The following is a 15,577-nucleotide window of genomic DNA, read 5'->3' as shown; positions in this document are numbered from 1 at the left end:
CCGCTTCGTTTCCTGCTGTCTGACGATCCTGGTGCAGGTAAGACAGTCATGGCCGGGTTACACATCAAGGAAATGCTCATGCGTTCGGCTGCGGAACGCATGAGCATTTCCTTGTTTGGGGGGGGGCTTGGCTAAGCTGGCGAGCTTAGTTCGAAGTTCGGGCTTGATTTTGAGCAATTTGATCCGTATATGCAGGTATTGTCGTCGACCGGCAATCCTTTCAGAGATCATCCACTGCTTATTTGCTGCATGGATCAGGTCGCGCGTGATGACGACAGATTGAACATGTTCAAGGATGTGCATTGGGATATCGCCATTGTCGATGAAGCTCACCGTATGAGTGCGCACTTCACATCTGCCAATGGCGAAACTACGCAGTTGCTAGATTGTCTTCAAATGCAACCAATTCGCTGATTTTAATCGCTATGTCCTCTAAAGAATCAGCCGAAGTGTCTAAGCCATTGCGAGAGGCAAGCAATGGACTAATTCTACGGAGTTCTTCGTATGTAGTATCGTGCAGCACAGGAACTAGTATGTCTCTAGCAAGAAGTTCAGAAAGTTCCTTATCTGAAACACCGCGACTGTCAATTCGCTTTAATAGGGCAGGAGTTACAAGGACAATACCTGTGCGCGATTTAGCGAGACCTCTATCGATTTCTCTCAAAAATGGTTCACCTAGTACGATGTCCTTTTCACTGAACCAGACTGTCACACCTTGATTCACAAGTCTGTCATGTAAGTTCGTGGCTATGCCGTGTCTATCATCCCAAGCATGACAGAGGAAAATATCACGGAGATCGTTCTCAGGGCGGAAATCGGATTCGATAGTACGACGGATCGGTGTCAGTGCGCGGATCTCATCAGATGTGTATGTTACTGGTGAAGTGCTTGGAGACCATTGTGGCCGTACTGTACTTGTTCCAGATGAGTACCGCATGTCACTGCTCGCTCTATATGAATGCGCATAATCCGACCGACTGTAATATGAAGGTGCGGGTGAATAGTATCCATAGCCGCCTCTTCCGTGAATAGGGCACGCTGCGGCTCCGCTTGCTGTTCTGTGTCCCAGTATAGGGGCTGTGCATCCGCTCATATTCTGATGATATCTCGCTTTACATAGCAGTCTAGGTAACGTTGAATGAAATATGCTCTGGAGTGTTGTACAAAACAGAGTCACCCGATACGGGCAGATCATAGAGAATAATGAATTAACCTTTTGGAACTTATATAATCCGTTTCAGATCATAGTTGGTTAAGCGCACAGGAGAAGCACGATAGGCCACCACCGCTCTGCAAATTTGTGACTGACCAACCCTGACTGGAATCGTCAAATGCTTTGAGTTTGTCGGGATTATCGTCGTAAAACAGTAATATGAGAGCCTACACGGAGGTCAGAAATGTCGTCACAAGTCAAGTCTAAGCAGCGCGTTGAGAAACACGGCGAGGTGTTCACCAATCCTCGTGAAGTCAACGCTATGCTTGACTTGGTAAAGAGGGAGACTGAGCGTATCGACAGTCGATTCCTGGAGCCGGCATGCGGCGATGGCAACTTCCTTTCCGAAGTACTGAGACGCAAGCTCGCAGTGGTGAATAAACGGTATGGCAAGAGTCAGCTCGAATATGAGCGGTATACGTTCGTGGCTGTGTCATCGATATACGGAGTGGATATCATGCAGGACAATGTTGGGGAATGTCGCGAGCGTCTCTTCGGTATCGTCAATAAGCAATACACTCGTAAATTCAAGGAGAACTGCAAACCTGAGTTTCGGGACGCGATTCATTACCTACTTAACAAGAACATTTTGTGCGGCGATGCGCTAACGCTCACTAAGAGCGACGGTAGTCCAATCGTGTTCCCTGAATGGTCACTGGTGACAGGCAGCAAGATTAAACGACGCGACTTTACATTCGATTCACTGTTGAACACCGCCACTGCAGCGCCAACACTTGACATGGTTGAGAATATGGACGTCGATGAAGATGCCGTTGGTAGAGCTATATCCACGCCAATTAAAGAATATCCGCTTACGCATTTCATGGAAGTGAACCAATATGAGTAGCCGTTTGAAGCTTGGGAATATGTCGTACAATCCGGACGTACTGTCTTGTTTGGCGAACCTCTCCAATGATGAGGTGTTCACCTCGCCGCAGCTGGCGAATCAAGTATTGGATTTATTGCCAGCGGATATATGGCATGACAGTTCGATTACTTTCCTAGACCCATTCACTAAAACCGGCGTGTTCCTTCGCGAAATTACCAAGCGACTACTCGTTGGTTTAGAGGATGAGTTCCCGGATTTGCAAGAGCGAATCAATCATATTTTGAACTATCAAGTTTGGGGTATCGCAATCACTGAATTGACTGCGCTCCTTGCTCGTCGCACACTCTATTGCTCAAAGAAGGCAAATGGGGAATACTCTATTGAACCGCTTTTTGATGATGCGAACGGGCACATTCATTACAGGGCGATTGAGCATACATGGGCTGGGAACAACTGCGTCTATTGCGGTGCTAGCAAAGAGCAGTATGACCGTGGGAGCGATCTTGAAAGTTATACGTACGAGTTCATCCATACATTTAATCCCGAGAGGATCTACAACGATATGCAGTTTGATGTCATCGTGGGCAACCCACCATATCAGCTTAGCGACGGTGGTTACGGTAAAAGTGCTGCACCGATTTATCACAAGTTTGTCGAACAGGCAGAGAAACTTAACCCAAGATACCTCTCAATGATTATTCCGTCTCGTTGGTTCGGCGGTGGCAAGGGGTTAAACAGTTTTCGTTCCTCTATGCTTGCGGACAAACGTATACGGCAGCTTGTTGATTTCGAAAATGCAAACGAATGTTTCCCGGGTGTGGATCTTGCGGGAGGTGTCTGCTATTTTCTGTGGGATAGAGACAACCCTGGTAGTTGCAATGTAATTAACGTAATTAATGGTAAAGAGCATGAGAGCGTTCGAGGCTTGGATGAGTTCACCATTTTTATTCGAAACAGCCGTGCTGTTCCAGTCGTACGTAAAGTAGTGTCTAGACATGAGTCAATGATGAACACTCAGGTTTCAAGTCGTAAGCCATTTGGACTTGCCACTAACGTACGGCCTCGTCAACAAGGTGATCTCATACTCCATTGGCAAAATGGTGAAGGTCGATTCCCCAGCGCGGAAGTGACTAATGGTCGCGAATGGATCAATAAGTATAAGGTCATTGCAGCATATTCTGCTTATGATCATGCTGGTAGCCCTGATAAGAATGGTATGAGAAAGGTATTTACTAAAATTCACATCCTGCCACCTAAAGTAATCTGCAACGAGACGTACCTAGTTGTAGGAGCATTTGATAGTGAAAGAGAAGCTGAGAATCTCAGAAATTACATGGAAACACGTTTCTTTAGATTCTTGGTTTCGCAGTTTATGTTCTCCCAGCATATTACACGTGAGGCATATGCTTTTGTTCCTATTCAGGACTGCACTCAAGAATGGACTGACGAAAAGTTGTACGAGAAATATGGCATCACAAAAGAAGAGCAATTATTCATTGAAAGTTGTATTCGCCCTATGAATGGTGACAACGATGCCTGACGGTTTCTTTCCTCAGCGACCTGCGATTACGCCTAAGATCTACGCTTATGCAATTGACGATGCTTCGCATAAAGGACAGCTCAAAGTAGGATACACAGACCGTGATATTCGCACCAGAATCGCAGAGCAGACGAGAACTGCGCATATACAAGTTCGTATCGTGCTTGAAGAAACGGCAATGCGTGATGACGGTTCCACCTTCGATGATCATGCCGTTCACCAGCTGCTCAAGCAACAGTTCACGCACGTAGCTGGTGAGTGGTTTATCTGCTCGGTCACAGACGTTCAGAATGCAATTTCGGCTGTACGTGAACGTAGGAGTTCATTGACCGAGCGTACGCAGCGTTTCGGTATGCGCCCAGAGCAGATTGAAGCCGTAAAGAGAACACAAGAGTATTTCACGAAATTCAATCAAGACAATCCAGGTCAGCCGCCGCGTTTTCTCTGGAATGCGAAGATGCGCTTCGGTAAAACGTTCACCAGTTATGAGTTCGCAAAAGCTCAGAGATACAAACGGGTGCTCGTATTGACTTTTAAACCAGCAGTCGAGAATTCATGGCGTGAGGACCTTGAATCACATGAGGATTTTGACGGATGGCAGTTCATCTCTCGCGAGACTCAACTTACATATGGTAAGGCAGATAAATCTAGGCCAATAGTGTGCTTCGGGTCGTTCCAGGATTACTTGGGTAAGAATGAGGCTGGTGGCATTAAAGCTCGTAATGAGTGGGTGCATGAGATCAACTGGGATCTTGTTATTTTCGACGAATATCATTTCGGTGCTTGGAGAGACAGTGCACGTGAACTCTTCGAAGAAGAGGATAAGCGAGAGCAAAATGACAATATGAACGGTGTCGCTCAGCTCATCGATGAGGGCTTTGCGATGGGCGATACGGATTTCCTGCCGATCACCACGGGTGCTTATCTGTTTCTATCCGGAACGCCGTTCCGGGCTATCGCTAACGGTGAGTTCATCGAAGAACAGATTTTTAACTGGACGTACTCTGACGAGCAACGGGCGAAAGAGCAGTGGGAACCCGAAAACGCTGACAATCCTTACTCGTCGTTACCTCGCATGGTGTTGATGACCTATCAGATGCCTGACCAGATTCGCGAAATCGCCTCGGGCGGCGAATTTGACGAGTTCGACCTCAACGAGTTCTTCTCCGCTGTCGGTGAGGGCAACGAAGCCAGTTTCAAGCACCGCAGCGAAGTGCAAAAGTGGCTTGATCTTCTCCGTGGAGGTTTTGCAGAAACAACGGTAGACGAACTCAAGCTGGGTGCGAAGAAGCCACCCATGCCCTTCTCCGATGCACGTCTGAAAAACATCCTGACTCACACATTCTGGTTCATGCCATCTGTGGCATCCTGCTATGCTATGGCGAATCTGTTGCAGGAACGACAAAATGTATTTTTCCGTGATTACACGGTGAACGTTGCCGCAGGCGCTGCAGCTGGCATTGGCCTTGCTGCCTTGGAACCTGTTCGTAAATCGATGGCTGACCCGCTTGCGTCGAAAACAATCACCTTATCGTGCGGTAAGTTGACAACAGGGGTGACTGTCAAACCTTGGACTGGGATCTTGATGTTACGCAATCTCAAAAGTCCTGAGACGTATTTCCAAGCGGCATTTCGCGTTCAGTCACCGTGGGTAATTGATAATCCAGATGGAATGCATCCTAACGAACAAGAAATCCTCAAAAAGGAATGCTATGTATTTGACTTTGCGCCGACGAGGGCGCTCAGGCAGATTGCCGATTACAGCTGCGCATTGCATCCTGACCAGAATACTTCACCTGAGCAGAGTGTGAGTGAGTTCATTCATTTCCTGCCTGTGCTTGCCTATGACGGAAGCAGCATGAAGCAGATCAATGCGACGGATGTTCTCGACATTGCTTCTTCTGGTACTTCGGCGACGCTGCTTGCCAAACGCTGGGAAAGTGCGCTGCTTGTAAACGTCGACGATCTAACACTGCGCAAGCTCATGAACAATCAGCAGGCAATGGATGCGCTGATGAGTATTGAAGGTTTCCGAAAACTCAATGATGATCTCGAAAAAATCATCAATAAGTCCGATGAACTCAAAGAGATGAAGAGCAAGGACGAGAAGCTCTCTGCGGATGAAAAGAAACAGGTGCGGGAGGATGAGAAAGAAACCAAAAGTTTGCGTGAGCAGATTCAGAAGAAGCTGATTAAGTTTGCCACGCGAATCCCTATCTTCATGTACTTGACTGATTATCGCGAACAGACCTTACGCGATGTCATTACCAAGCTTGAGCCGGAGTTGTTCAAGAAAGTAACAGGACTCACCAAAGAGGATTTTGAGCTGCTCCTGAGTTTGAACGTATTCAATAGCGCGCGCATGAACGATGCTGTCTACAAATTCAAACGCTATGAAGACGACAGCCTATCCTATGCAGGTATTGATAAACATGAGCATGATCTGCGGGTTGGGCTTTTCGATACAGCAATACCTGTTCAAGAGTTTGAAGAGTTGTCACAGTGACTGATAAGCAATTGTTTTCTGATTCCCAAAATCAATTGTCATTTGTTGGAAAAGAAGCTTTTCTGTGTTCGTTTAATCGAGGTGGGTGTGTACTTGATTTCGGTACTGACGGTTTCGATTCTTTTACCCAAAATAGCGTAGGCATAGCGCTTATTAAGCGATGTGGAGTCTCAAAGGGGGAATCGTTAGAGCTGTTTGCTCAAAATGCACGTGAAGAAGACGCATTCAAACTTTTTTCAGATTTGATGCACTATTTCAAATCTTTTTTCAGAAATGGTAGTTAATAAGATGCAAGTTACACTGAACTCTACAGAGACTGTAAACAAATCCTTTTTGTTCATTACATTTTCTCTTCAAATTGGAGATTAATGTTTAGCGTGATAATTTGAAATGATGAATCGGCGCCGGTCTTTCCTGACAGGCTATTCGAAGCCACAGGGCCTGCTGTTGAATCTCAAGTTAAAAAAAGACGGGACTCCTAATTTTGAACTATTGAGGATACTATCAACGAGTACATCTCCAGAATCAGATCGCAAACCGTCTGCAGTTGCAAGAATCCGTTACCGCGGAATGAATGATACAGATACTCTTATTCAAGTGAGCGCTACATCCCTCGCTTCACGATTATCTCGAATCTTACCTGAGATTTCTTGGCTAGAGGCAAGAACTAGATGGATGGTAGTTGAAGGCGATCTATTTAGAAGGATTGGGAATACTGATAATGGCCATGAGACAATACAGAACACTGCTGTATTGAAGTTTCCTGACATTGTGGTAAATGATAAGAAAATAGTAGTTATGATGCCGTTTGATGAGTAACACTTCCCACACATGAAGACGATCTGGTTTACAGTGCGATAGTAACGACTGCAAAGGGGAGTGAGCCCTCAGAGTGTCAGGGCTCATGAAATTGTTATCCCGACGTGTATCAAAGATGATATTTTCACTTAATTGAGAGTCCAATAATTGTTATTGTCGACTTAGCTGGTTCTAATCTAAATGTTTTATAGCGAAATGGGGTCAGCCCATCCGCGTGGGCGCACAATATTGTCAATTACAAGCGACGAGGTCAAATTACCTTTCGATATCGGTCATATCTGAACGATTCCATATCGCAGGAGCAAACATGGTCTTGATGGCCTGGAAATGATTTGACGCAGACAATTAGAAGTACACTTTGGTTGGCTAACTATTGGTTTAGTAGGCAATAAAGGTGCATTGTTCTGGGCTTCTATCCCTCACGACCGTAGGCGTGATGGTGGGGTTGTGCTTGGTTGGGTTGAATGCGCCCCCGGAAATAATGTGTATCTGACATCGGCTTGGATTCCGTATGGGAGTATGGCTGGTGTTTGTTGCTTTCATGAGGTGATGATCAGATCCTCCTATTCTTCATGCAATCGTGCGATTGAAGCACCGGCACCACGAGTAGAGATGCATTGTGGTGCCCCTCACACGAATGCGGAGCACTCAGAACGCTGAAACACCAGCGTGATGGCGGTGATCTGCGATTGTTTCTGGACTGGTTGCTCTCCAAACACACACAGTATGAGACCTCCGCACGTTCAGACACTGCACTCGATGGCACTGAGGTTTGTTGCCTCTGATGCCTATTGGGCAACGAGGTCTACCACGTGATTCATATGGTTGGTTGTGTGCATTCAATGGAATGAGGGCTTGTCGGTCTGCCGTTGCCTTGACTGATATGTCCCACATCTCCGACACTATGAACGAAGGGAACTGCATCAAATGCCTGTCTAAATCAATGCGCGCAAACAACTGGGCACTACCTTCGTTTTAGGTGAGAGGTAAAGATTGTCTTGCAATTGCTTTTTTCCTATGCTTAAGAGTGTACATTTTATCTGGTTCATTCTCTGGGAACTAGTTTACAAGCCTGACTTCGAGCACAGCGTCCCTGGCTCACACTCACACCATCCAATTGAGACCGAGCGTCTTCGAATTCCTGCCTCGGTACTGAGATTAGTCATGACGATCAATGATGACAGAATTCCATGATTTGGTATTCGGAGCGTCTAAAAGACTATCCGGTATTTTTTGGATTTCCACGCCAGGTTCTATTTCATTAAATGCTGCATTTGCTGATCTTATTGATGGTAGATCAGCATGCTCATTAACGTAGCCACCAATCGTGTCAAAGGAGTGTCCGGAAGTCCCAACATTGGCTCGGAGGCCGAATACGTGGATCTGCTTGATCGCTACCTGGCTAACGCACGGCTGCCCGAACATGAAAAAGCGGTCCTGGCGGACACAGCTACTGCAGTTGATCTTGATCGTCCATCGTGCACGAGGATTCATGAGCAATTTTTTTGCAGCACTCGCCCAGGTCGCAGGGGTGACGACAGACTGACCACCCCAGAAATCCCTCAACCGCAAGCTGTTGGTCACTTGCTCGATATCCCACAAAGGATTGTCGATAAGGTATTCAGGTGCGACAGCGACAGAAGAAGCACGCCATCGGGCCGTCATGCCAGTATCGAGGGGAGTGCAGGAGACATATCCTTCGTAAGGATAAGTCGCTATCTAATGCTGCATTGGGCCAGTTCCGTCTTGTTGAGGATGACCGTGTGGCGCTTACCAGGACAATGTAAGTGCAGCGAGAAGAATTGATCGAGGCACTCGAAGCGCCCGGACTCTTGGTCTTGCCGAATGTCACCAACAAGGTGAAACTGCTGATTGCCGCAGATCCTGATTCGGAATTCGGCGAAGTGCAAAAGCTTGAAAATACGGTATTCTCATTGTCAGCGAAGAGTGGAGCATGCGGGCAATCGAACAGGGGATTGAGGTTGGTTAAAAGGGTGTTAAATCACAAGAGTTATTGTTCATCCTGACAGTGGAAATTTGGTTGTGCAGTTGATATCAGCAAATGTCTTCCCTCTGGATGCAAATATTTCCGGCACGGATCGGGGTTTGATAGTCGGTTACCAGAACCGCTCAATTGGGTGTGTTAGGGAAGCTGTCGACGGTGGAACGGGTGCGACGGGTGGTTAAGGTGTCACTCCACCATGGCTTCCCCCACCGTTGTTTGTAGATTTGCTGGTTCTGTTCCTTCCTTTGTTGTTCGAGATCCTGCTCACGTTTGAGCTATTCTCCTTCTTGCTGTTCCTGTTTACGGCGCTCTTCTTTTTGCTCTTTGATCCGAGTTATGTGGTCTTTGCATCTATCTGCTCAGATTGTGACTTGCTGTAGTGTTCTTCGGCTGATTGCTTATAATTGTGATTTCGTCGGTCGTGTAAAGCAGGAGTGGAAGGTTATTCGGGTCTCCATTGGATATTGCGAGAAGTTCTGCGCCGGATGCAACATCAGGGTCGATTCCATTGACGAAATCTGCAAGATCGTTCACTGTAGCCGTGGTGCCTGGTGTGACTGGGGTTTGGGATCCTGCATAGGATTGAGTTAGTTGCTGCGGCGTACGTGCAAGTGTTGGTTGGTGCATTCCAACTTGTTTTTTCACGTGCTTCATTCTGAACGTCTTGAATTTGAGAATAAAAATGCGTATTCTTTCCGATTGTTATAGTCGTGCCCCAGACATTGCAAACGATGGTGGCATTGACCAAAAATTCTTGCAGAAATACTACAGCGAGGTCTCATACGTAACTATCCTGTGTGTCATGAATGTATCTCAATCGCACGATCATTCCTAACGGGAGCATTTCCTTGAGAAAAATACTGGCCTCGGGCCCGCCGCATTCAACTGGCTTGTTTGGGTCGAGGGCCTTCGGCGTATTGACGTCCAGCAATCTGACCGATTTGACCTGTCCGTGATCGCTGACTTCGATCGTGTCGCCATCCAAGACTTTCGTCACACTGATCTGCGTCATGAAGAATTGAGGATTCACCATATGCGCCACTGCGACGCCGCCTCATGCGATTAAGGAAGTAGAAACGATTGTCGTCACGAGGGCGGTTGCAATCTTGTGGGATGTGTGCACGTGACCTTGGACTTCTCAACCTGTCGATCGTCACTGAAGATGTTCACACACCAAGCGAGATCGAGTTCGTCTGTTTCCTTTGGATCCTGTACCTGCTGCAGACTGAACCGTGGCACTATTGGCACTTAAAGACTCAGTGATCCAACGGTTCTCTCTGGATGCTGCAAACGGTGATCTGTTGATGCTAGATGGTGTGGCACTCCGGGGCTTAGAACTAATCATGAAACTATTGGTACAAGAGTAGAAATGAGTTGATGAGATGAAGTGACGTTAAAGATGTAGGTTGATGTCGAAAAGGGTGTTAGTTGAATGATCTGTAAATCGCTGTTGAAGAATGCTGGGGCATAATCGTGTCTGACCTCAGCGTAGATCGAAAATCCATTTTCTCGTATTTACAAGCGGCGGAGAAGCATCTGTTTCTCATGCCTGATTATCAGCGTTTATATTGTTGGGGAAATACTGAGTCAAGATAGTGAAATATCAGTGGTCGGAGGCAGTGACTGCGTCGGCTACAGTGAAATAGGAGGCAGTTACTTTGAACGATCAAGATAGCAAGTGTGCATACGATTGGACCTCATTGGGCAGATTCTCATTTACCCCATCGGATGGGGAAAGATCCAAACGTCCTAATGTTTTCGAGATCGCAGGGTTTCCACGTCGGGAGACTGTTTCCTCAAATCTTCTTGCATATTTTTTCGATCCGCTGCAATCGCATGGTTTAGCGGGGTTGTTCGTAAAATCGTTGATTGCCGTATTGAATGATAAACGTGACGAAGAACTAGCGCGGTATTCATACTCCGAGGACGACAATGACGGTGTCTATGTACAAACCGAGGTCAGCAACGGGACTGATACGCGTAATCGTGTTGACATCGCTGTTCATACCCCACATCTGAGCATCGCCATTGAGAACAAAGTTGATGCTTCTTTGTACAACGATCTACACGACTATTACGAAAAAATTCATAGTGAAGCATCGGAACAAGGGAACGTCGAAGATCTTACTTGCGTGGTCGTCTTGCATGCCGGTGATTTACAATTATCAGATTTTCCTTGGTGTGCCAAAGGCTTACAGGCAAACGAGAATTTGTTCTCGGTCAATTATGACGAACTTTTCGATCAGGTACTTAACGGTGTGGGGGAGAAGCTGCTGGACGCGGACCCTCGTGCAGTGGATCTCTTGGAACAGTATATGGATAATTTCAGTGCAAGAAGAAACGGGCAGGATATGAACAAGTCTGATCAACAAATACGTCAGTTCGCCGACCAAGTGAAGGGACATGAAGAGGTAGCATATAATTTTCTGAATTCGCTCGGCGACTATCGAATAGGCGCTAATGACAAGCTAGCAGATGCGCAAACGATACTGCAATCTCTGTATGAGGTTCCGCAAGAGACTGGCCATGAGGTTGGACCTCTTGGTCTGGTGAGTTGTGGTAATCCCCGTTTCTGGGATACTTTTGAACGAAAAGGCTCCTATGAGAATCGTGTGCACTGGATGTCACGGTATTATATTCAGGACTTTTCAAGAGCGGGAGCTGCTTTTGGCGTTTCATTCGAATTTTTCACTCCGATTGATTGGCTTATCAAAGGAGAGTTTCATGAGGATGTCGCATTGCATCTGATGGTTAAGTCATACAAAACGGGTATGAACCAGTGGAAGGAAGAAAATCGACTGACCCGCAATCCCTTCGAGCAAGTTCTCGGCGGAGTCACATTGCTTGACAGTCCCGATACCCTTGCTAAGGCTCTCAAAACTAGATGTGATGAGATACTTGCTGAAGCTTGGTCTGATAGCACTGTATAACTCGTCTGAGTCTTTCCGTAATGACCTCAGCTGAATATTTGCGTGTTTGCGTCTGGGACTGTCGTCCTTTTGAAACAGTTTGCTGTTTTATTGTTTGCGCCATGGGTGGCTCCGTTTTTGCCGTTCAAAGTGGCATCAACCCAAAATAATAAGGTAGAGAATTTAAGCGTTATGAAACCGATAATATCAAGTACTAGTATTCGCTATTTCTGCACTCTCGCTGCCGACCGCACCTTAATCAACGCCTCCGCAATTCACAATCCAGGTATTCAGCGCATCCCAGTCGTCTTGGTCAAACCTGCCGGTCCGGATTAACGCCTAAGATCATGGATTCGGCATTCACAAAGGATGGGCGGGACACACATAACACACCCGCAACAGACCGTCTGTTCTTTACTTAACCCCAAAACGGCGGGATGCCAAAGAAAATCCCACGAAAGGTGCTTCCGGCGAAACACCGAAAACCCTGTCCGTGGATCTAGGGGGGGGTAAAAACAAGGTTGATGGAAAACAGTTGGAAATAGTAATGTCGCCGGTGATGCCAGATTCTTGACCGCATCGTTTACCACTTTAAGGAAGAGAACCCATCTATTGATGTGGTAATCGGATGAATACGCAAGCCACTTTTGAATATTCACAGCACACATAATATTTCTCATTGGTTGATATCCATTAGTCGTTTTTACGCTTGTTGTCCGGCACGCTATTTGTCGCACCCTTTAGCAATTCAAAGAGGAGGACCGACTTGCGAGTGTGACAATCATATGAGTGCATGAATGGCAGAGGATATGTTCCAGATAGAACGAGTCCGCTCTCTCTTCGTGAGCAGATGTGAGGCTGGTGGAGTCATCGTGACTACAGTCAATTGTCATTTTGCTGGGAGACTGGTCGAATGTTTGGAAAGTCATTTTCCGGGCAGGGTCTCAAGGAGAGAAGACGAGAACCTTGGTGCAGATCGATCATATCGTGGCGAGTGGTCGTCGATCCCGAGTGGGGAGAGGTGCACGTTCTCGGTCAGCGGCGGTCAACAAGTACAGGTCGGACGCGGTGCGTGTTGGCCGGCTAATCTGCTTCATTGTAAGGGATGGCGCCGCGTTTCCTGGAGTAGAGCGCGTTCGGCCAGCCTTGGAACGAGAAGACGAACTGCCTTAATTCGTTAACCCGATCGCGTACGGTGCACTGGATGGTGGGCCGCTTCGAGATTCCTTTCACGACGCGTATTGTCGCTACATTGGTTGTGACTGTGACGCCGGCGATCCGTTCCCCATGCTGTTCGAATAGTTCCTAGAAGAGGGTTCCGGAGATCGATTACAGGACGAACTGCGTTGAGTAAGGCGCTCCGAGGAATTCTTCTGTCATCAAAATTCCGGATTGCCGGCTGATCTCGATGAGGAGAAGCGGGTCGTGGCCAGAGGGATGGCGCACATGGTCGTTGAAGTACTTGTGCGTTCGCTGAACCTCCGCCACAGCGATCATCTCATCGTCATTGACTTGCTCGTAGTCGGTAAGAACGACCTCGTGCACGGAGCGCCGGTGGGTCATGTTCCGTGGCACGATCCTGTCCAGATGGAGTGGTCGGTAGATAGGCGACTATGCGTCGATCATATTGTCTCCTCTGGCGTTTTCGTGCGGAGCGATCTGGTCTCGCTTGTCGGGGATGACGACAGGTGGGCGGTCAGCGGTGCGAGCGTTCGTACCGCGTGATGCCTTCGTAACCGTAGGACTCAGGCAGGTACTCCGTCAGAGCAACACCGCGCAGGGTCGCGTTCGGGCCGTAGATTCGCACGATGGACTCGGACACTTCCTTGATAAACCGCTTGCGCTCATCGGCACTGTTCGTACCGGTGGTGAGCGACACTTCCAGATGGATGCCAGGGCCGGGTTCTACCGCTTCGCCGCCAATGAAGTACTCCGATGGCTCAACGCGTACGAACGTTACGGTCGTCATTTCGCGCGGCTTCCGCAACGTGGTCACGGAGAAGTTTGTAAGGTCCTTCGCCAGCGCGGCGTTGGACTGGGCGGATACGTTCGACGGTACGGTGACTCGCATAAAAGGCATGAGCCAACCTTACACGATCCCGGCCCGTGGACAGCCACAGCCGCCGACCTATCGGCAACGCCAAGTGCGCGGGTTTCGCCATGAGCTCCGAGGTATAGGGCGTGTCTCCTAATGGTCGGATCCTGGTATGTATGGCGCAGAGGCTTGCGTCGGTTCTGTAGGTGATAGCGAGGTTACTGAAGCGGGTGATGAAGCCGCGTCACTGTTCGGGAAGGCGAAAAACCGATCGATAAACGACCATAACGTGGCGGTGCAGGATGCCTGGGCATCCGGCTTGCGGCAGGCATCGGGGGCGGGTTTTGTATTGCAACGATCTCGACGTGCTGCAAGCCGCAGACCAGACCAGCAGAGAGGCGAAAGGCGCTGGCATCGGCTGGGACAGGGCGAGCAACCCGGTATGGTTGCCTGTGAACACGGGTTGGCGTTGCGATTACATGGCGAAACGCGTCTACATTAAACACCAGTAACGGCTTACCAAGAGCCAAAGAGAGAAAACATAGACTGCGAATCTCCTGACCCAGTGTGCGGCAAGGTGAAATGCCGCTGATTGTGGGAGAATTGCAGGTACGAGTATAGGAGGATGCAATGGATGAGCGAAGGCGGCGGGCGTTAGCGCTGCGTGATGGTATGCATTCCGCCGAGCTTGAAGGCGGTCATGTCACCGACGCCTTCCGCCTAGACGCGCAAGAGTATGTGGATGGATCCATCGACCTGCAGGGCTTACTTGACCGGTTGAACCAACGGTATGCCATGCATAGCAGCCTATGAGTGGCATTGACCCGTATCTGATTCCTGGCACCGGCGTGCTATGCAACCTGGTCGACGCTCATAGTGAGCAGGCGTTGACTGGTGCTGAGAATGATTGGGTCACGTTCCGATTCCTGCAATTGCAAACGACACCACTCACTGCCGAGGGGACGGTCAAGCAGTTGCAGTGGATTCATCGTTTCCTGTTTCGGGATGTGTACGAGTGGGCGGGGCAGATTCGCACTATAGACATGAGTAAAGGCGGGGGTAGCGTCTTTCAACCCTTGCAACTGTTCGCCACAGGCGTGCGATACGCGGAGAGCACGCTGCAGGACGATAGTATGCTGCAAGGTTTGAGTCGAGGCCGGTTCATCGAACGCCTGGCCGTCAATTATGATAATTTCAACACCTTGCATCCCTTCCGTGAGGGCAATGGTCGTACCCAACGTGTGTTCTGGACGTTGATAGCGCGTGACGCCGGCTGGGGGTTGGATTGGACGCAGATTAGCAAACGCGAGAATGATGTCGCCTCATTCATCGCACATGAGAACGTGGACTACCACCTGCTGACCCGAATGTTCGAGACGATCACCCAACCCCTGCCGCCAGGACAGGATCAACGATTCCTGCCCTCCATCGACTTCAAAGCCGGCACAGACGAGACCCCAGGGCAGCCGAACATCTATCAGGTGCTTTCAGACAGTGAATACGAGCAGCAGAAGCAACGCTACAGCTACCAGACTAAAAGCCGCGTGCAGCCGGAGAAGAAGATTGCCAATGATATATGTCAGGCACTCAAGGCAGAAACCGAACATCTCAACACGGAACAATCCCCGCCCGAGGCTACTCGGTACCGGCATCAGCGGGGGAGATGAATCGTGGGCGGCTGCCCATACCCGCTGAGCTGTATCAGCTCGACCATGCCTTAC

At 48.5% G+C, this 15,577-nt stretch carries 13 protein-coding genes; 7 read left to right on the top strand and 6 right to left on the bottom strand.

The window, feature by feature from the left end:
* Window positions 1-57: 57 nt before the first annotated feature.
* Together LKI20_RS07940 and LKI20_RS07935 are read right to left on the bottom strand one after the other, a co-directional pair.
* Window positions 58-348, bottom strand: a complete 291-nt coding sequence (locus LKI20_RS07940; protein WP_291772543.1) for a hypothetical protein — start codon at window positions 346-348, stop codon at window positions 58-60.
* Between the two features lie 22 nt (window positions 349-370).
* A complete protein-coding gene (locus tag LKI20_RS07935; RefSeq protein WP_291772540.1) occupies window positions 371-937 on the bottom strand; it encodes a toll/interleukin-1 receptor domain-containing protein in 567 nt (188 codons plus the stop codon).
* 460 nt (window positions 938-1,397) lie between these two features.
* Between LKI20_RS07935 and LKI20_RS07930 the strand changes: the two genes are divergently transcribed.
* Genes LKI20_RS07930 through LKI20_RS07915 form a run of 4 tightly spaced genes read left to right on the top strand, consistent with a single transcriptional unit; the run spans window position 1,398 to window position 6,372 of the window.
* Window positions 1,398-2,060, top strand: a complete 663-nt coding sequence (locus LKI20_RS07930) for an SAM-dependent DNA methyltransferase (protein ID WP_291772538.1) — start codon at window positions 1,398-1,400, stop codon at window positions 2,058-2,060.
* Window positions 2,053-3,582, top strand: a complete 1,530-nt coding sequence (locus LKI20_RS07925; RefSeq protein WP_291772537.1) for an Eco57I restriction-modification methylase domain-containing protein — start codon at window positions 2,053-2,055, stop codon at window positions 3,580-3,582. Before LKI20_RS07930 ends, LKI20_RS07925 begins: the two co-directional genes overlap by 8 nt.
* Window positions 3,575-6,088 (top strand): GIY-YIG nuclease family protein, encoded by a 2,514-nt coding sequence (locus LKI20_RS07920; protein WP_291772535.1) that lies wholly within the window; start codon window positions 3,575-3,577, stop codon window positions 6,086-6,088. The genes LKI20_RS07925 and LKI20_RS07920 overlap by 8 nt, the downstream gene beginning before the upstream one ends.
* Window positions 6,085-6,372 carry a hypothetical protein gene (locus LKI20_RS07915; protein WP_291772532.1) on the top strand — a complete coding sequence of 96 codons (288 nt, stop codon included), beginning with the start codon at window positions 6,085-6,087 and terminating at the stop codon, window positions 6,370-6,372. Before LKI20_RS07920 ends, LKI20_RS07915 begins: the two co-directional genes overlap by 4 nt.
* A 1,693-nt stretch (window positions 6,373-8,065) precedes the next feature.
* Here the strand turns inward: LKI20_RS07915 and LKI20_RS07910 are convergent.
* Together LKI20_RS07910 and LKI20_RS07905 are read right to left on the bottom strand one after the other, a co-directional pair.
* On the bottom strand, window positions 8,066-8,572 hold the full coding sequence (locus LKI20_RS07910) for a hypothetical protein (protein ID WP_291772530.1): 507 nt from the start codon (window positions 8,570-8,572) through the stop codon (window positions 8,066-8,068).
* Between the two features lie 1,118 nt (window positions 8,573-9,690).
* A complete protein-coding gene (locus LKI20_RS07905; protein ID WP_291772528.1) occupies window positions 9,691-9,945 on the bottom strand; it encodes a thermonuclease family protein in 255 nt (84 codons plus the stop codon).
* A gap of 625 nt (window positions 9,946-10,570) precedes the next feature.
* Between LKI20_RS07905 and LKI20_RS07900 the strand changes: the two genes are divergently transcribed.
* A complete protein-coding gene (locus LKI20_RS07900; protein WP_291772525.1) occupies window positions 10,571-11,842 on the top strand; it encodes a PD-(D/E)XK nuclease family protein in 1,272 nt (423 codons plus the stop codon).
* A 1,308-nt stretch (window positions 11,843-13,150) separates the two neighbouring features.
* Here LKI20_RS07900 and LKI20_RS07895 read toward each other — a convergent pair.
* Together LKI20_RS07895 and LKI20_RS07890 are read right to left on the bottom strand one after the other, a co-directional pair.
* Window positions 13,151-13,384, bottom strand: coding sequence for an AfsA-related hotdog domain-containing protein (locus tag LKI20_RS07895; protein WP_291772522.1), 234 nt, complete (start codon window positions 13,382-13,384; stop codon window positions 13,151-13,153).
* Window positions 13,385-13,517: 133 nt separating this feature from the next.
* Window positions 13,518-13,901 (bottom strand): tautomerase family protein, encoded by a 384-nt coding sequence (locus LKI20_RS07890; RefSeq protein WP_291772519.1) that lies wholly within the window; start codon window positions 13,899-13,901, stop codon window positions 13,518-13,520.
* Window positions 13,902-14,486: 585 nt separating this feature from the next.
* Here LKI20_RS07890 and LKI20_RS07885 point away from each other — a divergent pair.
* Both LKI20_RS07885 and LKI20_RS07880 read left to right on the top strand, forming a co-directional pair.
* Window positions 14,487-14,669 (top strand): hypothetical protein, encoded by a 183-nt coding sequence (locus LKI20_RS07885; protein WP_291772516.1) that lies wholly within the window; start codon window positions 14,487-14,489, stop codon window positions 14,667-14,669.
* Window positions 14,666-15,523 (top strand): Fic/DOC family protein, encoded by an 858-nt coding sequence (locus LKI20_RS07880; protein WP_291772513.1) that lies wholly within the window; start codon window positions 14,666-14,668, stop codon window positions 15,521-15,523. The genes LKI20_RS07885 and LKI20_RS07880 overlap by 4 nt, the downstream gene beginning before the upstream one ends.
* Window positions 15,524-15,577 lie beyond the last annotated feature (54 nt).

The sequence above is a fragment of the Bifidobacterium sp. genome, from assembly GCF_022647885.1.
Lineage (GTDB): Bacteria > Actinomycetota > Actinomycetes > Actinomycetales > Bifidobacteriaceae > Bombiscardovia.
Note: the sequence above shows the minus strand (reverse complement) of the source record. Positions and strands in the feature narration are given on the sequence as shown.